Genomic DNA, 24,055 nt, shown 5'->3' with positions numbered 1-24,055 from the left:
TATATTTGTAAAAAGGGGTGATGATGATGAATTACTTGGAAAAACTTGAAAAGCTCATTCAGAAGCAACACGGCACAGTTTTAAGTGCTGACCTGGATATATATGAAATTCCTAGAACCTATCTTCAAATGATGGTAGCCGAAGGGAAACTGGAAAGAGTGGATCGTGGTGTTTATGTTTCAATCGATGCCATTGAAGATGAAATGTATGCCATGCAAACGAAATATCAAAAATTGATTTATTCTCATGAGACTGCGCTCTATTTGCATGGTCTTTCTGACAGGACTCCTTTTGAGTATTCAGCCTCTGTTCCAAGTGGTTACAAAGTGGTGGGATCAGTCGCAGATCGATTCAAAATCTACTACATCAAAAAAGAGCTGCACGAGCTTGGCGTTGAAACGGTGAAGAGTTCACATGGCAATCCGATCAGGACTTACGATGTCGAGAGAACTGTCTGTGATTTGATCAGAAGCAGAAGTCGGATTGATGTCCAGATTCTAAACGATGCGTTGAAACGATTTGTGAAATTGAAATCTGCGGATCATTCAATTCTCTTGGAATATGCCAGGAAACTGAAAGTTGAAGCAGTACTAAAAAGCTATCTGGAGGTGCTGATATGAGCGGGAAAGCCATGAGCTTAAAAGCGAAAATCAGAAACTTGGCCAGGAAGAAAGATATGTCCGCCCAAGTCGTGCTTCAAAACTACATGTTTGAACGGTTCCTGGAAAGGCTTTCTCAATCAAAGTATCAGGATAAATTCATCCTGAAAGGCGGAATGCTGATTGCGGCACTTGTCGGCATCGATAACCGATCGACAATGGATATGGACGCAACGATTAAGAATTATCCTATCAACGTTGAAGCCCTGACCAAAGCGATCAATGACATCTGCAGCGTTGTCATTGATGATGATGTGTCCTTCTCATTTTCCGGGATCGATGCCATACGGGACGATGATGCGTATGGCGGTTATCGAGTGAGCATTATGGCTGAATATGATACCATCACTACCCCCATGCAGATTGATATCACAACGGGTGACGCCATCACACCAAAGGAAGTCCTCTATTTGTTCAAAATGATTTTTGAAGAAGGCAGCTTCGGAATTTGGGCTTATAACATTGAAACCGTCTTGGCTGAAAAAATGGAAACTATTCTGAGAAGAGGTGAGCTGAATACGCGCCCAAGGGATTTTTACGATGTTTATATCTTGGCGAAGACCCAGCGTTTTGAACATTCGATATTTGTAGACGCCCTGAAATCAACGTCTGCACATAGGGAAACGACTCACATCTTTACGAACATCAGCAGTCGACTGGATGAAATCAGTGGAAGCGACACATTGAGATCCAGATGGAGTAAGTACACAAAAGATTATCGGTACGCGGATGGGATCACATATGAGGATGTCATGGAGGCCATTAGGGGATTGGTTCAGACTCTCTGATTAATTTGACGTATTTACAAAAATACGTATCAGTCGAGTAAAGTAAGTATACTTGTAATTGAAAGTCGCCTTCTCAATAACAATCTCTTGAGAAGGCTTCTTCAATTCAAGTTTGCTAAATCTCAGGTTCCGTGGACTTCTGCTTCGGTTTGGCCATATGCAGCTCGTCCTTGGGCTTGATAGGAATGGCAACTATACGGCTGCCCATCTTCATGAAGATCTCCGGGTCGGCAAATTTCTCCCGATACTTTTCTGCCAGCTCTGGGGTGAGGGAATCGAAATCCTCTTCGCCAAGCCCGCAGACGATAAAGGTTCCGGCGATGATGTCGTAGTCCTCAAGTTTTCGGTTAAGTGGGAGTCCGATGAGCTTGCCTTCTTCATGGCAGACGATGGCAACCGGGTCATCATAGGGATAGACGGCTTCGATGTAGCCGCCGACAACCTGCTGCAGAGAGTTCAGGTCGCCGGTGATACTGGCCATACGCAGCGCTTTTTCAGGTTCAACAATCAATACGTCCATAGATTTCTTCTCCCTTTTTTTTCTGAAATTACACGAAACATTCCTTTTTTCCAATGTTTTGTGCATATTCAGGAATTATGCTATTTGGGGGTCTTCTGACCGTGGCTTTTAACCGTAAGGATGCCGCTTAAGGTTGTTGCCGGGATTCGATAGGGCTCAGCGATGGCAATGTCGTTTTTCATGGCTTCGTCGATCCGAGAGCCCCAGACTACGAGGACATTGAAGCGTCTGAGGTAATCAAGCTCAATGTCCTGTCTGTCCATATGTACCTGAGGTATGCCGTCATTTATGAAGTTTGAGAGCATCAGGATCGGACAGATGGGATTATAGCCAGTCCTGAAACAAAATGGCGGAATCGTTACTACTAGCGTCTCCACCATCAGATCCACGATTCATCTAGATGATCTTTATCATAACGCTGAACAATAAACTTATATTCGATTTTTCCCTGGATGGTCTCCTTGTTGGATTGAGCATCCAATCTCATTCTTCTCGATCGTGGCTTCACTTGATGGATCAGGCCTATAGTATGGACAGATAAATCACTGGAATTTATGTTATTTGCAAAAATCATTCAAAGAGCCAATCATAACCACCCGTACAACGGGTGGTTTGCTCCACGGCAATATGCCGTGTGAAACTAGCCAGCGCCTCAAGACGCTGGCTTTCACTTCGTTCAAGCCACCGAGGCACTGACTACGCTTTACCCGTAAACGGGTCTTTATATTCCTTCAGACTCAGCTTATCGGACAGCATATCCTCTTTCTCCTGTTCCTGGATATACTTTCGGATCGTTGCTTCATTGAGCCCGACCGTCGACACGTAGTAACCCTGCGCCCAGAAGTTCCGATTCCCAAATTTGTACTTCAGATTGGAATGTTGTTCAAAAATCATCATAGCGCTTTTCCCTTATAAGTACCCCATGAATGCCGCTACAGAGATTTTTGGGGGTATCGCCACCAGAAGATGCACATGATCTGGCATCATGTGCCCTTCCAGTATCTCAACCCCTTTGTACTTACATAACCGCTTGAAAATATCGATCATGTTCGTTCTGAGTTGATTATAAATAATTTTTCTTCTATACTTTGGAGTGAAGATGATGTGGTATTTACACATCCACTTCGTATGAGAAAGGCTATACTCTTTGGTGGCCATTGATGTCACCCTCCTTATTATTGAATTAGTGGCTTGAACACTCACTATTCTAATATGGAGGGTGACATTTTTGTAGAACTAGCTGACGCGCTCCCGCATAGCGGGAGGTTTATTGTTTCGCTCGTTCCGAGCTCAACCAACTAAAGTCCATAATCAATACCGCCGGCTTAGCCGGCGGTTTGACTATGCCCTATAAGGGCATTTTACCGGCCGCGCTCGTGAGAGCGCATGAAGCGGCTGTCAGCCGCCCTCTTTTCCCTCCTGCTGCTAAAGCAGCTTATTTTTTGGATCTTTCTACCGGCTCACCCGTAAACGGGTCAATGTATTCTTTGATGCTGATTTGATCTGCTACCATATCTTCCTGTAATTGATTCTTAATGTATTCCTCAATCCTCTTCGCATTTTTTCCGACAGTATCGACAAAGTAGCCCCTGCACCAAAAGTGCCTCGACCCAAACTTATATTTTAAGTTTGCGTGTCTTTCAAAGATTATGAGCGAACTCTTACCTTTTAAGTATCCCATCACATGAGAAACGCTGAATTTGGGTGGAATACTGATCAACATATGAATGTGATCTGGACAGGCTTCTGCTTCATGAATTATTACACCTTTCCTTTGGCATAAATTGTTTATGCCGGAACCAATCGTCCTATAGGGGGGTGCGGATATTTTTTTGGACCATATTAGCATTCGTCCACCGATATTCGGGGAACACTTAACCCTAAGCTTTTTCGATATTGTATTGGGCTCAAACCACCGAGAGATAGCTTAATTCGTTTGTCTTTATACCAGCAAAGATATTTGTTAACCTCATGGATGAACTGCTCAATCGATACATTTTTCCATGATCGACCATAGAACATTTCATTCTTAAGACGACCGAAGAAGCCTTCGCAAGCAGAATTATCGGGGGAGCATCCTTTTTTTGACATAGATCTTATAAGTCCATGCTGTTCCATTCGCTCGATCCAGCCTTGCCAGCGATAGTGTGAGCCTCTGTCACTGTGAACAATGGGCTTTTCATCATCCTGCAATGTTTCTATGGCGTCATCTAACATGGTATTTACGAGGTCAGCATTGGGCGATGTTCCTATGGTCCAGGTAACAGGCATGCCATCATAGCAGTCAATGATTGGAGATAGATAGACCTTTCCGGCTGGAATACCAAACTCAGTAATATCAGTTAGCCATTTTTCATTTGGTTTCTCCGAATGGAAGTCGCGATTAATGACATTATCTACAGCTGGGGTTATTTCGCCCTTGTAAGAGTTGTACTTTGAGTGCCGAACAATTGGAACGATGAGCTTTTCTTCTTTCATGATGCGCCGAACTACCTTCTCGGAAAGAACCACGCCCCAGGCTCTTAACTCTGCGTGGATTCGCCGGTACCCATAGGAGTGCCCAGATGCCTCAAAACTCTCTCTTACCTGAACACGGACCTCTTGATACTTGTCATAGCGGATTGCCGCTGCTTGATAACAGTAACTGCTCTTGGCCATCTGCATAACACCCAGCAGCTCAGCCAGGCTGTATGTTTTTCGAAGGGCATTAATAACGATAACCTTTTCACGGTTTGATAGTGATTCAATACTAATGCCCTCGTCTTTTTTTATTATTTCAGCAGCCTTTTCATAGATATCACGCTCTATTTTTAAGCGGTGGACCTCCTTCTTCAGATCATCACGTTCCTGTGTAAGTGCCAATACGGAGCTTTGCAGCTCGTCTACTTCTGCATTATTAGCCTTAAGATTTTCTTTATCCTTTTTCTTTGCCCTTGCTTTTGAAAGCTTCATTTCAACCGTCGGCTCCTTGATTAGGAGCTGATTATGCCAGTTGTACAGGTTCTCCCTGGTTGTCCCATAATCTGCCGCAACCTCTTTAGCGGTCTTTTCACGGCTACATAGGGCTATTACGGCTTGCTCCTTATAATCTTGGGTATATCTTACACCAGGCCGGCTGGCCCTACAAAGTTTTTTCTCTTCGGGAGCAAGTTCCCTGAGCCATTTGTCTAATGTTTCGCGATGGGGATACCCTAGTATCCGACATGTTCTACTTAAATTCTTTCCATGTTGAAGATAGTAGTCAACTGCTGCCTGCTTCTGATCAGGAGAGAACTGTTCCCTTATAGGAAACTCTTTGCTTAAGTTACCCTTATCCCTATACTCGTAATACCACCTCCGTAAGCTACGACTATTGGGGTATCCTAATTCTCTAATAACGGCAGCATAACTCATGTCGTACTTTATCAATAACTCTACTGCTTTTAACCGTTGCTCATATGAATACATGCGGGCCTCCTTGGATATTATTTATAGTCCAAGTTTTTGTCCGCATGCCCTAGTAGCCAGCCTTGCCTGTCCGTAAATAGACGGATATAATGTCCCTAATAATATTGTGGAGGACAAAAAGAGATCCTCCCTGACTCTATGGTTCGCGCCGAGTCATCAGGGAGGATCCTTACTAAGTTATTAGCATGATCAGTATATCAAAATACATTTTAGAATGGAATCCCGATCAGGGTGTTTTTTGTTCGGAGTATGGAGAAAAGCATATGTCCCATCTGTCATCAGTCGCTTAAGGTCATTGGCTCCCGCAGGAGATCAGTGATCAACGAGAATGGGGATGTCATGATCCTGGTGCTTCGTCGCCTGCGCTGTACCAACCCCGGTTGCGGGAAGATCCATCACGAACTTCCGGATCTCTTAACTCCCTATAAGCGGCAGACCACAACGATCCTGGAGCAGATCATCACCGGTCAACATGAAGCGGTGCCCGTTGAGAATTCGACCATTCGGCGGGTCCGAGCCTGGTTCAACTCCAGAGCCCACGCTTTAGTCGGTGCTCTGCTCAGTACATATGCTACAGTCACTCAGGACTATGGGGTCGACTTTTCCGATCTGCCTCAGTCCATACTCGAGAGGATTTTCTTCTTTGTAGGCGAGCCTGCGGGCTGGCTGAAAAAGGTTGTCCGGATTTTAGTCAACAATCACCGATGGCCACATACCCAGTTGGCATAGGTGTCCACCGAGGAGTCCTCTAAAATCATGTCATCACTCGAAATTGAATGGAGGCATGACATGAAGGACAAGGAAAAAGCACAGGAAATAGCGACGCAACGGGCGATTCTACTGGCGCCCCTTCTTTCCCATGACTTGGACAAGGGGCAGATCCGGGTGCTTAAGGAGCAGATCTGCCGCGAGGCTGGGATTTCCGAGCGGACCTTACGGCGATATCTGAATAGTTATCAGCAGAAGGGATTTTCCGGACTGATACCGCAGGCGAGGGTATCGCAGGATTCAAGAGCCATCCCGGCGCTGGTGTTGGACGAAGCCGTGCGGCTGCGCAAAGAGATCCCGTCCAGAAGTGTGGCTGAGATCATTCGAATCATGGAATGGGAAGGCCTCACCGAAGCTGGCTCGATCAAGCGAAGCAGCCTGCAGGAGAAATTGCAGGAGAAGGGCTACAGCGGGAAGCATATGGCCATCTATGCCGCTGGCGGGGTAGCTACCCGCCGATTTCAAAAACGCACCCGCAACAAACTGTGGCATTCGGATATCAAGTATGGCTGTTACCTGCCGATCGGTCCTGGAAACAAGCCGCAGCAGGTCTATCTGGTGGCGTTTTTGGACGACGCTACCCGGATGATCCTCCATGCCCAGTTCTACTCGAACCTGGAGCAGAGCATCGTTGAGGATTGCTTCCGCAAAGCCATCCTCAAGTGGGGAATTCCAGAGCAGGCATACTTCGATAACGGCCGCCAGTTTAAAAATAAGTGGATGTCCAGAGCCTGCGCAAAGCTTGGCATCCGGCTGATCTTCGCAAAGCCCTACTCTCCGGAAGGCACCGGAAAAATAGAAAAATTCAATCAGAATATCGATCGGTTTCTCGATGAGTATAAATTCGATAACTCGGAACGATCCCTCGAGGTTATGAATGAGCGGTTCTGGATCTGGTTGGAAGAATGCTACCAGAACAAACCGCATACCGCACTCAATGGAACGACCCCGCATCAGGCGTATAATCTGGATCCCAGGCCCTTGAAATATCTGCCAGCGGAGAAGGTCGCCAACGCCTTTTTGCACGCTGAGACCAGAAAAGTCGATAAGAGTGGCTGCATCAGCTTTGGCGGCGCGAAGTATGAAGTTGGGCTACCCTATGTGGCTCGCAGCGTGGAAGTGGTCTATGACCCCAGTAACACCGAGGAATTGAGCATTGAGTATCAGGATGACAAACCCTTTGTGGTGAGAAAGCTGGTCATTGGGGAGCGGGTGGCGCCCAAGCCTCAGCTGCCGGAGTTCCTGACTCCAGTCAAGCCAACCTCTTCCCGGTTACTCGATGGTGCCCAAAAGCAGAATCAGAAGCGAAAAGACAAACAGCAGTCTACGGCCATCTCTTTCAAAGACATAAGAAAAGGGGGTGGCAGTGATGTTTGAAGAGTTTTATGGCTTCAAGAAAACTCCATTCTGTCGGGATCTGCCGACGACGGAACTATTCCCCTCCAATACGCTGGAGGAGTCTCTGAGCAGATTATCCTATGTCGCCGAACGGCAACTCTTCTGTGTACTCACCGGAGAGTGCGGCACTGGTAAGACGACCACCATTCGCCGATTCCGCGATCAACTGGATGACAGCAGATATACCCTGATCTATCTGGCAGACTCGAAAATGACGCCGAGAAATTTCTACAAAGGGATGCTGGATCAGCTGGGGGCCGAATCAAGATTCTATCGAGGGGATGCCAAACGCCAGCTGCATAAAGAGATCGAGCTGATGAAAGGACTCCACAATAAGCGTCCGGTGGTCGTTGTCGATGAGGCGCATCTGCTGGATCGAGAAATGCTTGAAGAGGTACGTTTTCTCCTCAACTTCCGGATGGATGCCGTCAGTCCCATGGCACTGGTACTGGTGGGCCAGGTCGAGCTATGGGAGAAGCTCCAGATGCAGTCCTATACGGCGATCCGGCAACGGATCGACATCCAGTGCAAAATGCAATTGATGGACCACTCACAGGTGAAGGGATACATGAAACGCCACCTGGAATATGCCGGGATCGACCATGAGCTCTTCTCAGATGAGGCTACTGAGGCAATCTATCGATACTCCGGTGGATCCGCCAGGCTAGTCAACCAAGTGTGTACCAGCACCCTGATTTTTGGTTACCAAAGTGGAAAGCGAATCATTGACGACCACATGGTCAAACTGGTCATCAATGGGGAACTGAGCTAAACAAAATGGCAAGTTGAAATTTCTCTCAACTTGCCATTCTTTCCAGCAATTCCCGGACAAGAAATACCATCAACTTCTGGACAAGGAACAATAGCAGTAACAATAAATCTCTTAATATCTGCCCGATTTCGATCTTGAGTTGCCCATATATAACTCTTCTCCGATATTTTGGTGCGAACACAATGTGATACTTACAGTTCCAACTGGTATGTGCTAAACTATTTTTGTCCACTTTTGGACACCTCCTGTGATAATTTAGAGTTCGGTTGACAGCCTGACAATATTTTATCACAGGTTTATTATCTTAAAGCTAAAGCTATATTTTCCTCCCCCTGCATAGCAGGGGGTTTATTTGTTTCAATTGGAACAATTGAAACGCACTAATAGTGCACCAATAAAACCAAAAGAGCGCCCTAAAGCGCTCTTTCGATTTCCTTTCTAATCATTGAAAAGTTGATTCATCTTTCCTTCAATTCTGGCTTCATCAGCAGCCTGAGATGCTGCGTCTAAATTTATACTAAGCTTCGATCCTTCCTGCGCACCTGCGGGAAGAAATGCTTTGGGGAGGTTTGCAAAAGTCATGTCTTCCATTTCGCAGACTGCATAATCCCCTTCAAACCGATCAATTGTTACTACCATAATGTCACTCCTTCTTAATTTATAATCAATGACATACACTGCAAGGGGTAAGTCCTGACGACTTGGCCTTTGACAGGGTCATTGCTATCTTACTTTTTGATAGGTATCGGCATCCAGCTTCGTGGTACTTGGAACCGGTTTTCGTACCATAGACTATCCGGTCTTTCGTCGTTGTCGGTTTACTTTCCGGTGGTTTTGTTGAGCTGGGTTTTGTTGATGGTGTCGTTGTTACCGGACTGCTTGCCACAATCTTAGCCGGAGACTTGTTTACTGCAATTTTACTTCCGTCTGTCGTAATAATTATAGTTCCGGATTGATCTGTCCGATAAACTTTTGATCCAACTGAATTCAAATTCCCTAAAGCACTCCGTGTGGGATGTCCATATCCATTAGAACCCACCGAAATCACGGAATATTCAGGATCAATTCTTTTTAGAAATGTCAAAGGGGAGGATGTGTCCGATCCGTGATGACCCACCTTAAGAACATCCATGTCCATTGACGTTACCTTGGATAATGCAGATGTCTCTGCGTCTCCAACAAATAGAAAATCCGCTTCTTTATATTTGATTCGTATAATCGCAGAGTAATTATTCAGGTTCGTCCCACTCACTGAACTTGAAGGACCCAGTATGTCAATATCCAGATCTGCGGTATCTAGGAGAGAAACACCGGCTTTGGCTTCCGTTACCTTAATCCGGTTGGAAATCAGTGCATCGAGCATTGCCTCAAACGTTTTGGTTGTATGCTGTTTTCGAGGCATGATAAACCGTTCAATGTCGATTGAATGAATGACAGAAGTCATTCCTCCTATATGATCAGCATGTGGATGAGTCGCAACCGCATATGTTAATTTAGATGTCTTACCACGAACATACTTTGCAACTTCAGTTCCGGCTGAAGATGGCCCCGCGTCAATCAGCATCGTCTGATCATTCGGCAGCTCGATGAAAATCGCATCGCCCTGTCCAACATCGAGGAAGTGAACCTTCATGGTGCCACTGTCTTTGCTGGTATTTTCCGCAATAACTGGGGTAGTGGGAGCAGACGAGACACTGGTTACAGGTGGACTGGTTGATGGAGTCGTTGTGATGGCTGCCGTCGTGGATGGAGTCGTAGTTACAGGCGCAATGGTTGATGGTGGTACGGTAGTTGATGGTGGTACGGTAGATGGAAGTTTTGTTGCGATTGGCGCAGTTAGCCTTGTCTGAAGAGCTTGAGTGGAAGTAGCAGCACCCGTTGTTATTGAAGAAACCTGGTTGGCTTTCGTCAATGATGCTTTGTTATTTTCCGCTTCCAATGGAGATGGCGAAAAAAGTTGTCCCACAATACCCAATCCAAATAAAGCCGGAATGATTCGACGCACCAAAAAATTCCTTTTTTTCAAAAATCTTGCCCCCCCTTATTATTTCCAAAACATTCTATAAAAAACACTCAGGTTTTAATAAATTATATTTTTATTTTTTATATGATTTATACGATAATTCTATCTTAGCATAAACTTTTAACTGATGGAACCATAGGGGTGAAAAGGGTTACAGGTTCAATATAGATAAATTCAATATTTGCTGAGTCTTGACTGCGAGCACGAGCACGAGCATCAAAATTGTCATCATCGATCTCCACAATTTTTGATGACATTCCTCCGTGAAAGTTTCGGTAAAAGAACAATCCGCAGAATTCCAAAGAATTACGGTTAAACAGAAAGTAATAACTAGGAAGGTTCTGCAATCATTGAATATCAATGATTTACAGAACCCTCTTAGTTCTATGCTATGATAAAACCAACATGAATTTAAAAATTCCATTACGCCCGGAATATTAAGTCGCGGAGGAACAATCATGCAATTTCGTATGAAAACCCATCAGCTGAACCAGGATCAAATTGAGAACCTCTTAAACAATGTCCAGACCGGTACCCTGGCTACCATACGGCCGGATGGTACTCCTTATGTAACACCGATTCATTTTGTCTTCTTTGATGACCAGCTGTATTTCCACGGATTGCCTCTGGGGCAAAAGATCGAGAACATCAAGAACACTTCCGCGGTCTGTTTTGCGGCTTACAACATGGAAAAGTTACTGCTTGACCCGGCTGAAAATCCCTGTGACACAAACACCCAGTACCAAAGCGTCCTGATCCAGGGTGACGCTTCCCTGATCACAGATCTGGAAGTTAAACGTCTGATTCTGAGCAAGATCATTCAAAAGTACACCCCTCACCTGGCAGACAAGCCTCTGCCGGAGGGGATGGTCAAAGGAACCGCCGTCCTTCAAGTCAGCTGCCGCGAGATCACCGGAAAGTACTACGAATAGGACATATTGTAATGCTCTGTGACAAGACGGATCAGCATGTGTCCCTCCAATGGCGAAGACTCCAACGGCCGAAACTCCGGTGAGGAATTGCTGGCTCACCTTCCGAGCTTCTGCTTACCCCAAAGCCTAGCCCAAAACAAAAAATTCCACAAAAAATAGGACAGGACCGGGCAAGCCCGGTCCTGTTTGTTATGCGAGAACTGTGGATGTGTTGAATTCATTGGACTGAATCGATGCCAGCTCCTGATCCCCCACATAGAAGATGTTGGAGGAAATCATCAGATCCATCAGTCCGTTGACCTCTTCGGCCGTCAGGCCGGCCTTTACATTGGGAATCCGCATGCTGACGGACTTTCCCGCTTTATTCTTGAATTTGCAGACAAGTGTATTCATGGGTTACCTCCTAGGCTTGTGCCAGTTCAGATGAAACAGTGACCTGATACTGGGTGAAGCTGCCCAGCGAGATGGCGGCAATGGCCTTGGCCACGGTCAGGATGGCATCAGGGGTGGCTTCTCCCTTCAGGTTCTTGAACCGGCGGGTTTCGAGAACCTGCTTGCCGGTTTCACTCACGGATTTGAGGAAAATAAGTTCCAGAGACTGGTTTTTCGGTTTTAAAATAGACATAACATCAACTCCTCTTTTTTAATTGGATCTGGGATATCATACATTTTGCCAGGCAGAGCAACCAAAACCTTTCGATTCTGGCAGCTCCTGTTGCCTGATGCGGTTCTTAACAGGACGGATGCCGGTTAGCCCAGCACTGTAGAAGTATTGAACTCATTGGACACAGCCGAAGCCAGTTCCTGATCCCCCACAAAGAAGATATTGGAGGAAATGATGAGAGCCATCAGACCGTTGACTTCTTCCGCCGTGAGGCCGTCCTTCACATTGGGAACCCGCAGACTGACTGCTTTCCCCGCTTTGTTCTTAAATTTGCAGACAAGAGTGTTCATTGGCTACCTCCTAGGCTTCCGCCAGTTCGGATGAAACAGTGACCTGATACTGAGAAAAACTGCCCAGGGAAATCCCCGCGATGGCCTTGGCCACCGACATAATGGCATCCGGGGCGGCATCCCCCTTCAGGTTCTTGAACCGACGGGTTTCAAGAGCCTGCTTTCCGGTGTCGCTGACTGTTTTGAGAAAAATCAGCTCCAGTGATTGGTTTTTGGGTTTAAGTACTGACATATCATCAACTCCTTTCACTCAATAAGTACGCAGCTGGACCCAAAGGAGCAAATCTTCCTCTCACTTTTTTAAGGTTTTCTCTCCCCTGCATTAAATCCCGAGTCACATGAATGTCCTCTGATCCGATGCTCCAGTCGTTTCTCCCCTTCCGGGATCTGACCCCAAAGCGAATCCCCCAGCCTGAATCGAGCTTCAGGCTGGGGGATCTGCCGGTATGAGCGATCTTCAATTCTTTCCTATAGATGCAGACTTCCCGGACCTTCCACCCGGAACGCACTGGCCTCGAGTCCCTGGATGGGATCATGGTCCCGCAGCGTGCCGAAATCAAGGCCGGTCAGGGATTCGATCTGGGTAATGGGAACCTGGTACGTTTCATACTCGCCATAGGCAAATTCCAGATCGGTGATCAGATTCTTCTGAGTCTGCAGGTAAGCCGTGGCCGACAGGGCCTGGCCTTCCCGCACAATGACAGCGACTTTCCAGAACTCAGCCGGAATCCGGTATTCTCTGCGATAAACCATGTCATCGGACCGGAAAACCGGTCCGGTGAACACCACCACTTTCAGCCGGTGAGTCGCCGCGTTGTTCAGAATGTAGTCCTCCAGATTGAGCCAGGTTTTCTGATTCAGATTCTTATGCTGCGGCGAGCAGTTCGTAAAATGGAAGGTATCCTCATTGGCGCTGGCCGCATCACTGCCCCAGACCGGATCCAGCCGCCGCACCAGATGGCCGCGGTCCAGCTCATTTTTGCTGTAGAGGGCCGGTCCGCACTGGAACTCCTGAGAGATTCTCGGATCATAATACCATTTGTCGCCGCTGCGCTTCAGATTCTGCCGAAGTTCCCCGTCGATATTCGAAGCGGTGTAGAACGCCAGTTTTCTGGACTGACTCATGACAATGGAGAAATGCGTGTAATGGAGCACTTCCTGCCCCTCCTGGGTCCGGGCAATGTCAGGCTGGAGTTCCTCCGACAGTACGGGCAGCGGCACCTCAAAGCCCTCCCCCAGAAAAACGGGATCATAGCCTGTTGCCTTCTCATACCACTCCTGGCCCAGTTCGCCAATCTGCATGAAATCATCCCGAGGCGATTCAGGCAGGGTTCCCCCTAAAAGTTCCTGCAATAAGGCTCTGGCATCAAGGCCGAGTTCATCGGCTCCGGCCGCCAGCCGCTGGAAGATGGAACTGATCCTTACCCCCTCATTGGCAATCCATTTCGACGGGTCCTCCGGATCCGGCACACCGGCATGATGCAGTGCCACCACGATCCACTGGTCATTGAATACCGGTGAACCCGAGGAACCCGGCTCCGTATCCGTGACATAATGGATGAAATCCTCCGACAGGAACCGCACCTGGTTCTCCCGAACCGTCACGGCCTTCTGTCCGCCCTGGGGATGCTGAATAATCGATACATACTCGCCCTCCAGGATCTTCCCGGCAACAGGCAGCAGCTTCAGGCAGCCGAAATCCGAAAGCGGACAGACCGTATTGGATGACTCCTGTACTGCCACCAAGGTGAAATCCAGCGCCTCATCCGTGAGGAAGAACCGCCCCGGATCCAGCCGGTAGCTCACCGACTGACGCGGCATGAACTGCTCGTCATCCTCGTAGTTGAATTCCGCCAGGCTGAACTGGGCGGTCTCCGCCGTGTTCAGGACATGGTTATTGGTCAGAAGCAGGGAGGGTGATACCATGAATCCCGTACCGTAGCCCAGCACCCGTCCTCCCGGCCCCTTCACCGAGATCCGGCAGACCGCCTTCCCGGCATTGAACCCCAGCTGCAGATGGGCGATCGGAAACAGATCGCTTTGATTGATGATCCGTTCGATGGCCAGCCCGTCATAGGGATTGATAATGCTGCGCCGGGTCCTCATCCGGTCCGGAGTCACCAGGGGACCGCGCGCGCCCCGCCGCTGTTTGTCCAGTTTCTGATACCGCCGCTGCGCCGCCCTGACCACGCGGTCATACCGCTCGATCCGCTCTTTTTCATCGGCTGCTTCTTTTGTCCCTCTCCTCATATTCATCCCTCCCGCCTTTCATTCAAACACCTGCTGCTTTTTCAAAACCGTTTTCCCCTCCAGCTGGGGATGCTGAGGATACCCGGCAGAGCGCAGCGAAGCATTGACCTTTTTATGCAGCTCCTGGAACGTCAGCTGATAATCCGCTTCCTTCATCGCCTGCAGCGCGTAGTAAGTCATCGCGCCATGGTAATCACCGTCAATCAGGGCATCATACGAATATTCGCTGCTCTTGCAGCCGCTCAGCAGCAGATCCAGCACCTTGGTCCGCCGGCTGATCTTCCGGCCATTGGCTTTGGCCCGGAAGGGATTGTCCAGCGTGGCCCGCTTCAGGAACACCGGATTCAGGAACCGGCAGCGCCTCTGATCCGGGGTATCCCCGATCAATGCCTTGCGCAGATCCCCGGAGTGACATGAATCCGAAATCAGGAACATCCGCACACCCGGCTTGAGCCAATCGAACCGCTCCCGAAGCTCATCATCCAGAATCAGCTGCGACTCACAGTCATACGGACAGATCGCTTCGTCGTATTTGTCCTGCTCTTCCCCACTCTCATCCGCCACATAGGTTCCATGGGACGAATTGGTGAAAACCAGGGTATCTCCCTCGACGCCGTCTTCGATCATCTGATCCAGCTCCGCCAGAATCGCTGCCTTCGTTGCTTCCTGATCCAGCAGTATCTTAACATCCGCCGCCGCAAAGCCAAAATGATCCGTCAGCAGGGCGGCCCAACTTCTGGCATCATTGACGCATCCCTTGAGATCATTGCCCTCAAAGGGATAATCATTGATTCCGACACACAATGCTTTTTTTGCCATTTTACTCTTCCTCCCAGGTCTTTCGGTCAAAACAGAAATCCATCGAAAAAGAAGAGACTCACGGCACAGCTTCCTCCATTGACAGCGGCAGACACCTCAATGGCAGAAACTGAGAGTGAGTCACTTCAGTTGGTTATTCGGTTGGGTTTAACAATAATGATTATCCTGTCAAAATTGAGCAGTAATTTGTTATTCTGACAACATTCAGCACGAATTGGTTACTCTGTCGACCACCGGGAGTAATTGGTATCCTGTTTGTGCGTGATCGGCAGTTGAAATCGTTATTCCGTTTGAACTGCCCTGTTATTAATTCCATTTTATCACTCAAGCGAACAATATTATACAAAGCTGATATGAAAAATCGGACTTAATATACGAATAAACATCATTATCTATTAATAGTTACTATCTTTTTATATACGATAGTGATAATCTTCCATTGGATTATTGTTTTCTCTTTGTCTCCTGCTTCCACAGGATGGCTTCATAGGGTCGCAGCCAGCCCTGCGGCAAATCCGGATAATTGGAGATCAGGCGATGACGGCTTCGGCTGGAGATCCGCCGCCGAATCCGACGGCTCGAGAGATTGCATTCCACGATCAGGGTTTCCTCGGGACTGACGCGGTGATACAGGAACAGGTTCCGAGTCTTTTTGAACCGGATCCGGATCTCGCCGTAGACCAGAACAGGGTGCGATCGGCGCAGCCGGATCAGGCGCCGGTAGAAATTCAGGACGGAATTCGGGTCAGCACTCTCCGCTGCGGCATTCCAGGTCAGATAGTCCTGGTCCTGAGCAATCCAGGGCTCCGCCTCGGAGAAACCGGCCTGGCGATCGCTGTTCCAGGCCATGGGCACCCGGGCATGATCGCGGGTACCCGTCAGGATCTTGCGGCGGGCGGTCTCTTCCCCCATAGTTTTCCTCCAGGTTTGGTACAGATTCAGGCTTTCGACATCGCGCAGCTGGTCCATCGACGTAAAGTTCTGGTTGACGCGACCCAGTTCCTGACCCTGGAACACGAAGGGTGTGCCCCGCAGCGTCATCTGAAGCAGCGCCAGCAGCTTGGCCAGGACCTTGCGCACCTGCGGTTCCGGATTCACTTTGGAGATCATACGTGGATTGTCGTGATTCTCATAGAACAGCGACATCCAGACCCCGCCGGGATCCTCCATCCAGGGGATGATGTATTCCTTGTAGTAATTCAGGTCATACCGGTAATCGTCCCCTCGAACCTTTCCCGGATTCTCCAGGTGGTCAAAGTTGAAGATCATGTCCAGCTCGCGGCGCGGGGGAGCTGTCAGCAGCTTCGCCGTCTGCCGGCCGATTCCCGGAGTTTCCCCCACAGAAAATGCCTCATAGGGGTCTAAGGCCTGGCGGCGCAGCTCCCGCAGGTACCGATGCAAATTGGGACCGTAGAAATAATGCTCAAAGCCGCGAAAGCCCGAGATGCGGGCCAGACATTCATTGCCCGGCGGCAGTCCTGGCCGCTTCGAGATATAGTTGATGACATCCAGCCGGAAACCGTCCACGCCCCGATCCAGCCAGCTCCGCACCATCCGGAAGATCTCTTCCCGCAGGGCCGGATTGTCCCAGTTTAAATCCATCTGACGCTCACTGAACAGATGCAGAACCCACTGGTCGCGCTGCGGAATTCGTTTCCAGGCGCTCCCGCCGAAAAACGACACCCAGTTATTGGGGTCGTCCCGGAAAAAGTAATAGTCCCCTTTCGGTGAGGAGGGATCCCCCATGGCTTCCTGAAACCAGCGATGCTCATCCGAGGTGTGATTGACCACCAAATCCATGATCAGCCGCATGCCCCGGCGATGCAGCTCCTGGATCAGCGCGTCAAAATCCGCCATGGTGCCATAAGTTGACAGAATGGCCTGATAGTCCCGGATATCGTAACCGTTGTCCGCCTCCGGGGAGTCATAGATCGGAGTAAGCCACAGGGCGCCCACCCCCAGATTCTGCAGATAGTCCAGTTTCGTGAGAATTCCGCCCAGGTCTCCCACGCCATCGCCATCGCTGTCCATGAAGCTTTTGGGGTAGATCTGATAGAAAACCGCTTCCTTCCACCAGGCCGCCCGGCCCGGTCCCGAACCGATTCCGGGCACATCCGGCTCGCTGTTTAACAGCTCCAGAACCGTTGCGACAAAGCTCTCATCCACCTTCCCCCCGGTCAGGCGCGGCAAATGAGACAGCCGGATCCGCCGGATCAGCGGATGGCCCAGGAACCGCCGGCTGATTCCTATCTGGAGCAGGAGCTTATGAAGGATATCCTGACCCAGCGGGTGGTCCATTACATCCCCCACGGTATGATTCTGATTCAGCATGATGAGCTCCCCTCCTCTCAGTCAGCCTGACGATCGCCCCGGTTCCTCCGATCCGAGCCAGGGCCTGAACCAGCCCAGCGGGTCTGGGTTTTGTCCACCAGCCCCTTTCTCATGAGATCCTTGACGGCATCCAAAATCCAACGCAGCGTCCGCACACCGGTCATGGTCCACACCGTTTCATCCGGCATATCCAGCACATCCGTCAGATCGTAGAAGAAACACCTGCTCACCAGCGGTGAGCGCAGGGCCCGACCAACGGGACCCAGCCCGAAGGCAAATCGGCTTCTCCTGACATTTTCCATCTCCTGCCCCTCCTGTGTCATCATCCGATCGCAGTTCATGAAACCTTGTCTCAAATCTTCTGCCGGGCGGTCCGACCGGGGCAGTCGGATCCTTCTCTTTGCCTTCAGCATAGCACAGCCCTCCCGGATCTTCTATCATCTTGGCAAACAGTGTTTTTATACAATTCCCCCAAAAATCCCAGCAATCAGATCCCCTGCCCAGAAAGGTGAACCATCGCCGCTCCGGATGATTGGAACATCGTCGCTCCGGAAGGCTGGAACCTTCTGGTCCCTGGAACGTAGACAGGCCCTCCGGCGAATCTCGTCGCCGGAGGGCCTGTCTCTTGTCATTCATCTGATTGTCCGGTCATGTTACATGTGATTGTCAGGTAATGATTCCTGCGACTATTATGCCATCGGGTACCAGGTGTATTAAGCCCGATTCAGCGGCAGTTCCGGTGCCGAACGGCTCCGGTCTGATCCGGCAGTTCAGGTCAGCTGCCAGGCCGCATTACCTGGTCTGATCCGGATCGTCCCCCAGCAGGTGACGCTCATAGTCCAGCACCGGTGCCAGGAAGCCGTTCTGTTTCAGGCGGGCGGCGATGCCGTCCAGGATTTCCTCCGAAGCTGCCTCCACGGTGTGGAAGTGGTAGCCCGAGGTCATGTGCATGAGCAGAGAGGAGTTGCCGGAGGAGATTTCATGGACCAGGTGGTCAATGTCGCGCCGGGACCGGATCTGCATGGGCGTACGGATCACGCCGTAGACCCGGTGGTTCACAAAGACTTCAACCACGGTGCCGCCGCCGTCGATGATGGTCTGAAGCTCTTTGCTGGTATGGTCTTCGCTGTGGTGCACCTTGAAGACCCGGCGGCAGGATGTCGGCCGGTCCATCCGATAGCCGCGGATTGTGGATTCAATTTGGTAATCGGCTGCCCGCAGGAGCGCAATGTCCTGCACGATGACCTGACGGCTCACCGCAAAGCGGGTGGCCAGGGTCGATGCGGAGATGGGCTCCTCGGAGTTTCGGATCATCTGAATGATCTGGTCTCGTCTCAATTTCCCGGTCGACATAAAATTTCCTCCTCTAGTCGATCGCCCTCAGGTTCTTCATCGAAAAATCCAGGATCGGCGCGGAATGCGTCAGCGCGCCGACTGAAATGTAGTCGATCCCCAGATCCAGGTATCGGGCGATATTTTCCTTTGTTACGTTGCCGGAGCATTCCGTGGCGGCGCGCCCGGCAATGAGTCGGACGGCTTCCTTCATCAGCTCCGGGGACATATTGTCCAGCATGATGATGTCTGCTCCCGCCTCGGCGGCCTCCTGAACCATGTCCAGGGTTTCCGCCTCCACCTCGATTTTGTAGACATGGGAGGCGTAGGCCCTAGCCCGCTCCACCGCCGGACGGATCCCGCCGGCCGCCGCGATGTGGTTGTCCTTTAACATGATGCCGTCAGACAGGTTGAAGCGGTGGTTCTTCCCGCCCCCAACCTTGACCGCGTACTTGTCAAACAGCCGCAGCGTTGGCGTCGTCTTGCGCGTATCCAGCAGCGCGATCCCGGTGCCTTCCAGCACATCGGCCACACCCCGGGTGTAGGTTGCGATGCCGCTCATGTGCTGCAGGTAGTTGAGCGCGGTGCGCTCCCCGGTGAGCAGAGCCCGCAGGCTGCCCTGAATCCGGGCAATCACCTGCCCCTGCCGGATCGCTTCGCCGTCATGGACTGCAGCGGCGCACTGCACCTTCGGATCGAGCAGCGCAAACACGCGGCAGAAGACCTCGATCCCGGCCAGAACTCCGTCCTGCTTGCAGATCAGCTCCACGGTTCCCTGCCGGGCGGGATCCACCACAGCGTTCGTGCTCAGATCCTCCTGGGTGATATCCTCCGCCAGGGCCTGTCTGATGTGTTCATCCATCTTGATTCTACCTGAAAAACTATATTGCATGAAGCTGCTCCCCCATTTTTTCCCGGACGGTCCGACGATAGCGCTCCATCAGCGAATCCTCCTGATATTTCTCGAAATCCGGCAGCGCCAGACTGCCGCTGCCCCTCTTCTCTATCTGGGTTCTGTGACTTGCCCCGATCCGCCGGGCGGCCCGGCGGGCAAACACCAGGCTTTCCAGCAGCGAATTGCTGGCCAGCCGGTTGGCTCCGTGGACCCCGTTGCAGCTGGTTTCGCCGATGGCATACAGCCGGGCCATGGAGGTCTGGCTGTCCAGATCCACCTTGATGCCGCCCATGAGGTAGTGCTGGGCCGGCACCACCGGAATGGGCTGGGTCAGCACATCGATGCCGCGCTGGCGGCAGGATTCGTAAATATTGGGGAAATGTGACCGGATCACCTCTTCCCCCAAATGCTGCATCGCCAGATAGACGTGGTCTGTCCCCGTCCGTTCCATCTCCGCCCGGATCGCCGCTGTCACAACGTCCCGCGGTGCCAGCTCATCGGTAAAGCGCTCGCCCCGTTCATTCAGAAGATGCGCCCCCTCGCCCCGGACGGACTCAGAAATCAGCAGACACCGGCTCGACGAAGGATCATAGAACGTGGTTGGGTGCATCTGCACCGCGTCAACCCGCTCTGTGGCGATGCCGTGCTCCAGAGCGATGGCAATGGCATCCCCGGTAATGTGCCGGTAATTGGTGGAGAACTCAAACAGCCCGCCGACACCGCCGCAGGCCAGTATGGTTGAGTCTGCCTGCCACAAGCGCAGCCTGCCGTCTGTTCCCCGACTGATGACGCCCCGGCACTCCGCCTGCTCCACCAGCAGGTCCACCATGGTTTCATATTCATAGATTTCAATGTTGGACCGTTCTTTCACCCGGGCAATGAGCCGGGTCATGACCTCCCGGCCGGTGATGTCCTGATGATATACGATGCGGGGACGGGAATGCCCCCCTTCTCTGGTGCAGAGCAGATTCCTGCCCTGCCGGGCAAAGTCCGCCCCAAAGCCCACCAGATCCTCGATCACCGATCGGGAGGATTCAATCATCAGGGATACCGCCGCCGGATCATTCTGATAATGGCCGGCCCGCATCGTATCCTCATAAAAACTCTCGTAATCCGACTCGCCCTGGGCCACACAGATTCCGCCCTGGGCCAGGTAGGAGTCGCTGCGCTCGAGCCGGTCCTTAGTCAGGATGACGACCCGGCAGCGCTCCGGAAGGTTCAGGGCGCAAAATAATCCCGCCACGCCGCTTCCGACGATTACAATATCCGCCTTGCTGTTCACTCCATTCCCTTCTTTCAATCAATTCGCCAGAAGCAGCATCCGTTCCAGGGTAGCTGCCGCCTGCTCCGTATTGCCGTCCATAATCCTGATTTCATTGCTGCCGCCGCGCAGCACCTCCCGAATCTTCTCCAGGGTGACCTTCTTCATGCTGGCGCAGACCCGCTCGCCGGGGAAGACGAAGGTCTTGTCCGGACAGGACCGCTTCAGTTCATCCAGAATGCCCATCTCCGTACAGATGATCAGCTCAGACGCGGTGCTTTCCCCAGCCCGCTTCAGAATGCCGGATGTGCTGCCGATATAGTCGGACAGCGCCAGAATCTCCGGCCGGCACTCCGGATGGGACAGCACCTCGGCGTTGGGATAGTCCCGTCTGGCCTGCTCCAGGTCCGCCGTCCGGATCCCGGTATGGACGCAGCAGGAACCGTTGTGCAGGATAAATTGTTTCTCGGGAACCTGCTGCGCGACAAAGCCCCCCAGGTTCTCATCCGGCACAAAATAGATGTTGCGCTGAGGCATTCCCCGCACCACCTTCACCGCGTTGGCGGAGGTAACGCATACATCGGACTGACCCTTCAGCTCCAGGGTGGAATTGACATAGCAGACCACCGCCAGATCCTCCACTTCCTCCTTGAGCCGGCGGATTTCCGCCAGATCATACATTTCCGCCATAGGACAGCCGGCGCTCAGATCCGGCATGAGCACCGTCTTGTCCGGATTAAGCAGCTTGACGCTTTCCCCCATGAACGTAACGCCGCACAGCACAATGGTCTGCTGCGGTAGCTCCGTGGCCAGCCGGGCCAGATAGTAGGAATCTCCCACATAGTCAGCGGCCGCCTTCACTTGATCCTCCACATAGTAATGCGCCAACATAACCGCGTCCTTCTCTTTCTTCAGACGTGCAATTTCTCCCAACAACTGATTCATACGCTTCCCCCGTAAACTATCGTTCGTGCCCCAGCCTGAATTCTCGCTGGGGTTAAGACGTAAAGTGTTATAACATGACGGTTTTCACCTGTCAAGGGAGGTGACAAGACACCCATTGATAAAAAATAGTAATCCAGCAGCCCCAGTCTTGGTTTTTGAGATAAAGCCTCCAGATCCTTATCCTTCTTGCAGATCTCTTCCGCAGAATTTGACAGTTCCGTTTCCTGTGCCAGGCCTGAAAAGGTCTCTGAAGCCTACGATAAAACGGTTGCGCTCCTGCCGCCCCCGAACCAATTCCTGAACAATTTTGGCAGCGGAATCCGCATCCCCAGTCTCCGACAGGAGACGTCCAAAACCAATGACTTAATTCCCCCTGTCTTCTGACCGGATCATCCGTTTCTCCCATGCGGCTATTTGGGTTATAATTGACTTGAGCATTCACCTGTACACGGAACATCGGAACTGAGTGGTGCGATGTCCCACTGACTGCAGGACGATTGGAGAGATGAACCATGAAGGCTGAGAAAGCAACCAGACTGTTTGAAAAATACAACCCCACTTCTGACATTGTACGCTGTCCCTATGGGAAGGGTCCCTGGAGGACGCTTCTGGACACCTATGCCCGGGCGGCGGTGAATCTGTATGGCGTGATCGATCGGGATGAACTGGCTGATATTATCAACAGCCAGAATGAGACCCCAACCAGTGGAGAGGAGATCTACCGGCTGCTCCTTCCCCTGATCCACAAGAACGCTCCCTATCTTTTCTACCAGCAGTATCTGGTTGACGCCTCCTTCCTGGAGGATTTCGATGAGGTGACCCAACTGCTGGTGGAACAGGGCCAAAAACCCCGCTATATTCCGGAGAAGGAGGAGTTTCTCCGGTTTGTGGATGATGACCATCGGATCGGCCCTCAAATCCAGGAACTTAATCGCTTTTTAAAGCGGCTGTTTGGCCCGGTCACGCAATCCCCCGACTTCTTATTCCTGCTGGACCGCTGCATTTTCGGACCAATCAGCTCTTTGGACGTGTTAATGTCCGTCTATGATCTGAACTTCTCGGAAAAAAACCTGGAAACATTCTTCCAATTGATGATGGATACAAAAAACAATACCCGAATCTGGGAGAATAAGGGCCATTCCCCCGAGGAACTGTTCCACCTGATGAAGCAGGAGGATGATCATACTCCGATTGTGGCAAAACCGAAAAAGATCGGTCGGAATGATCCCTGCCCGTGCGGCAGCGGCAAAAAATACAAGCGCTGCTGCGCCAGAACAGAGGACCTGAAAACTGCCCAGCTCCAACAAGCCGACGCCCGTGAATTCTTTCAGATCTGGTTTGGCCTGATCTCTTTCATCAACTTCTTCGGTCCGGATGCCCCCGAGTATGATCTGGAATACTCAGCCAACTCGAACCTGGAAATCTATAAGCTCCGGACTCTTCTCTGGGAACACCCCGAACTGATTGATGATTACATCAAAGCTGCCGATCTGCCTAAGGAGCACGTCGAAATCCTGAAGCTTTGGAAATCAAATCACATAAAAAACAAGTTCTTGGTGATGCGATATGAAGAAAACTACGCCGTACTGCTCGGCTCTAACGAGAAAGCGAAGGATGTCCTGTATGGTGTCGTGGGCATCAGTCAGCCGGTTTCTACCGTGCTGCTCCAAAAGCTTCCCATCATGGTCGATACCGTCCTGCTTCCCTTTAAAGGCAAGATTATCTATGACAGTTTTATGAACCCAATGTCGGTCACTTTTGGCCCAGGAGCCCAAAAGATGTTTCAGGATCAATATGACAAGGTAATCCAGCAGGGGATCATCACCACGCTGGAGTAGAGTTCAGGCCATTGAACGTTCCTGAGTCAACTGGTGATCCGAAAGGATTCAATCAATCGAATATCCTGCCATTGAGAGGAGTCGCTTCCCGCCGGAAGCGACTCCTTTTCCATACACTGTATG

At 50.8% G+C, this 24,055-nt stretch carries 24 protein-coding genes and 3 pseudogenes; 7 read left to right on the top strand and 20 right to left on the bottom strand.

Annotated elements, in window-relative coordinates:
* Nucleotides 1–26 precede the first annotated feature (26 nt).
* Nucleotides 27–620, top strand: a complete 594-nt coding sequence (locus tag NQU17_15200; protein ID UUM11935.1) for a type IV toxin-antitoxin system AbiEi family antitoxin domain-containing protein — start codon at nucleotides 27–29, stop codon at nucleotides 618–620.
* Entirely contained in the window at nucleotides 617–1,447 is an 831-nt protein-coding gene (locus tag NQU17_15195; GenBank protein ID UUM11934.1) for a nucleotidyl transferase AbiEii/AbiGii toxin family protein, read from the top strand. Before NQU17_15200 ends, NQU17_15195 begins: the two co-directional genes overlap by 4 nt.
* 115 nt (nucleotides 1,448–1,562) lie before the next feature.
* On the opposite strand, the gene NQU17_15190 is transcribed toward NQU17_15195, so the two are convergent.
* From NQU17_15190 to NQU17_15170, 5 genes and pseudogenes are all read right to left on the bottom strand, one after another.
* Nucleotides 1,563–1,967, bottom strand: coding sequence for a DUF3846 domain-containing protein (locus NQU17_15190; GenBank protein ID UUM11933.1), 405 nt, complete (start codon nucleotides 1,965–1,967; stop codon nucleotides 1,563–1,565).
* Nucleotides 1,968–2,047: 80 nt separating this feature from the next.
* Nucleotides 2,048–2,230 carry a hypothetical protein gene (locus tag NQU17_15185; protein UUM11932.1) on the bottom strand — a complete coding sequence of 61 codons (183 nt, stop codon included), beginning with the start codon at nucleotides 2,228–2,230 and terminating at the stop codon, nucleotides 2,048–2,050.
* 433 nt (nucleotides 2,231–2,663) lie between these two features.
* Nucleotides 2,664–3,125 (bottom strand): annotated as a pseudogene (tnpA, locus tag NQU17_15180) (IS200/IS605 family transposase).
* Between the two features lie 277 nt (nucleotides 3,126–3,402).
* Nucleotides 3,403–3,771, bottom strand: a pseudogene (gene tnpA / locus NQU17_15175) (IS200/IS605 family transposase).
* 38 nt (nucleotides 3,772–3,809) lie between these two features.
* Nucleotides 3,810–5,414 (bottom strand): IS3 family transposase, encoded by a 1,605-nt coding sequence (locus tag NQU17_15170; GenBank protein UUM11931.1) that lies wholly within the window; start codon nucleotides 5,412–5,414, stop codon nucleotides 3,810–3,812.
* A 249-nt stretch (nucleotides 5,415–5,663) separates the two neighbouring features.
* Between NQU17_15170 and NQU17_15165 the strand changes: the two genes are divergently transcribed.
* The 3 genes from NQU17_15165 to NQU17_15155 are packed head-to-tail and all read left to right on the top strand — an operon-like array spanning nucleotide 5,664 to nucleotide 8,352.
* Nucleotides 5,664–6,143, top strand: coding sequence for a DUF6431 domain-containing protein (locus NQU17_15165; GenBank protein UUM11930.1), 480 nt, complete (start codon nucleotides 5,664–5,666; stop codon nucleotides 6,141–6,143).
* A 27-nt stretch (nucleotides 6,144–6,170) separates the two neighbouring features.
* Complete coding sequence (locus tag NQU17_15160; protein UUM11929.1) at nucleotides 6,171–7,559, top strand: DDE-type integrase/transposase/recombinase; 1,389 nt, start codon at nucleotides 6,171–6,173, stop codon at nucleotides 7,557–7,559.
* Entirely contained in the window at nucleotides 7,552–8,352 is an 801-nt protein-coding gene (locus tag NQU17_15155) for an AAA family ATPase (GenBank protein ID UUM11928.1), read from the top strand. Before NQU17_15160 ends, NQU17_15155 begins: the two co-directional genes overlap by 8 nt.
* 109 nt (nucleotides 8,353–8,461) lie before the next feature.
* On the opposite strand, the pseudogene NQU17_15150 reads toward NQU17_15155, so the two are convergent.
* The 3 genes and pseudogenes from NQU17_15150 to NQU17_15140 form a co-directional block, all read right to left on the bottom strand.
* A pseudogene (locus NQU17_15150) lies at nucleotides 8,462–8,584 on the bottom strand (transposase).
* Nucleotides 8,585–8,790: 206 nt separating this feature from the next.
* On the bottom strand, nucleotides 8,791–8,991 hold the full coding sequence (locus NQU17_15145) for a DUF3006 domain-containing protein (GenBank protein UUM11927.1): 201 nt from the start codon (nucleotides 8,989–8,991) through the stop codon (nucleotides 8,791–8,793).
* Nucleotides 8,992–9,016: 25 nt separating this feature from the next.
* Nucleotides 9,017–10,378, bottom strand: a complete 1,362-nt coding sequence (locus tag NQU17_15140) for an MBL fold metallo-hydrolase (GenBank protein UUM11926.1) — start codon at nucleotides 10,376–10,378, stop codon at nucleotides 9,017–9,019.
* Between the two features lie 455 nt (nucleotides 10,379–10,833).
* Here NQU17_15140 and NQU17_15135 point away from each other — a divergent pair, with 455 nt between their 5' ends.
* Nucleotides 10,834–11,307 carry a pyridoxamine 5'-phosphate oxidase family protein gene (locus tag NQU17_15135; protein ID UUM11925.1) on the top strand — a complete coding sequence of 158 codons (474 nt, stop codon included), beginning with the start codon at nucleotides 10,834–10,836 and terminating at the stop codon, nucleotides 11,305–11,307.
* 189 nt (nucleotides 11,308–11,496) lie between these two features.
* On the opposite strand, the gene NQU17_15130 is transcribed toward NQU17_15135, so the two are convergent.
* The 12 genes from NQU17_15130 to nadA form a co-directional block, all read right to left on the bottom strand.
* A complete protein-coding gene (locus NQU17_15130) occupies nucleotides 11,497–11,700 on the bottom strand; it encodes a DUF2922 domain-containing protein (protein ID UUM11924.1) in 204 nt (67 codons plus the stop codon).
* Nucleotides 11,701–11,710: 10 nt separating this feature from the next.
* Nucleotides 11,711–11,932 carry a DUF1659 domain-containing protein gene (locus NQU17_15125; GenBank protein UUM11923.1) on the bottom strand — a complete coding sequence of 74 codons (222 nt, stop codon included), beginning with the start codon at nucleotides 11,930–11,932 and terminating at the stop codon, nucleotides 11,711–11,713.
* 125 nt (nucleotides 11,933–12,057) lie between these two features.
* The gene (locus tag NQU17_15120; GenBank protein UUM11922.1) at nucleotides 12,058–12,261 is read right to left on the bottom strand and encodes a DUF2922 domain-containing protein; all 204 of its coding nucleotides are present in this window, start codon (nucleotides 12,259–12,261) and stop codon (nucleotides 12,058–12,060) included.
* 10 nt (nucleotides 12,262–12,271) lie between these two features.
* On the bottom strand, nucleotides 12,272–12,493 hold the full coding sequence (locus NQU17_15115; protein ID UUM11921.1) for a DUF1659 domain-containing protein: 222 nt from the start codon (nucleotides 12,491–12,493) through the stop codon (nucleotides 12,272–12,274).
* Nucleotides 12,494–12,729: 236 nt separating this feature from the next.
* Nucleotides 12,730–14,511: a DNA/RNA non-specific endonuclease gene (locus tag NQU17_15110; GenBank protein UUM11920.1), complete on the bottom strand. Its 1,782-nt coding sequence runs from the start codon at nucleotides 14,509–14,511 to the stop codon at nucleotides 12,730–12,732.
* A gap of 18 nt (nucleotides 14,512–14,529) precedes the next feature.
* A complete protein-coding gene (locus NQU17_15105; protein ID UUM11919.1) occupies nucleotides 14,530–15,330 on the bottom strand; it encodes a caspase family protein in 801 nt (266 codons plus the stop codon).
* 444 nt (nucleotides 15,331–15,774) lie between these two features.
* Entirely contained in the window at nucleotides 15,775–17,661 is a 1,887-nt protein-coding gene (locus tag NQU17_15100) for an alpha-glucosidase (protein UUM11918.1), read from the bottom strand.
* Nucleotides 17,662–17,678: 17 nt separating this feature from the next.
* A complete protein-coding gene (locus NQU17_15095; protein ID UUM11917.1) occupies nucleotides 17,679–18,074 on the bottom strand; it encodes a hypothetical protein in 396 nt (131 codons plus the stop codon).
* Nucleotides 18,075–18,453: 379 nt separating this feature from the next.
* Nucleotides 18,454–19,014: a transcription repressor NadR gene (locus NQU17_15090; protein UUM11916.1), complete on the bottom strand. Its 561-nt coding sequence runs from the start codon at nucleotides 19,012–19,014 to the stop codon at nucleotides 18,454–18,456.
* Between the two features lie 13 nt (nucleotides 19,015–19,027).
* Nucleotides 19,028–19,855, bottom strand: a complete 828-nt coding sequence (nadC, locus tag NQU17_15085) for a carboxylating nicotinate-nucleotide diphosphorylase (GenBank protein UUM11915.1) — start codon at nucleotides 19,853–19,855, stop codon at nucleotides 19,028–19,030.
* Between the two features lie 19 nt (nucleotides 19,856–19,874).
* Entirely contained in the window at nucleotides 19,875–21,170 is a 1,296-nt protein-coding gene (locus NQU17_15080; GenBank protein ID UUM13536.1) for an L-aspartate oxidase, read from the bottom strand.
* An 18-nt stretch (nucleotides 21,171–21,188) separates the two neighbouring features.
* Nucleotides 21,189–22,094, bottom strand: a complete 906-nt coding sequence (gene nadA / locus NQU17_15075) for a quinolinate synthase NadA (protein ID UUM11914.1) — start codon at nucleotides 22,092–22,094, stop codon at nucleotides 21,189–21,191.
* Nucleotides 22,095–22,606: 512 nt separating this feature from the next.
* On the opposite strand from nadA, the gene NQU17_15070 reads away from it, so the two are divergent.
* Nucleotides 22,607–23,932, top strand: coding sequence for an SEC-C metal-binding domain-containing protein (locus NQU17_15070; GenBank protein ID UUM11913.1), 1,326 nt, complete (start codon nucleotides 22,607–22,609; stop codon nucleotides 23,930–23,932).
* Nucleotides 23,933–24,055 lie beyond the last annotated feature (123 nt).

The sequence above is a fragment of the Clostridiaceae bacterium HFYG-1003 genome (genome assembly GCA_024579835.1).
In the GTDB taxonomy this organism is placed as follows: Bacteria; Bacillota; Clostridia; order Clostridiales; family Clostridiaceae; genus JG1575.
Note: the sequence above shows the minus strand (reverse complement) of the source record. Positions and strands in the feature narration are given on the sequence as shown.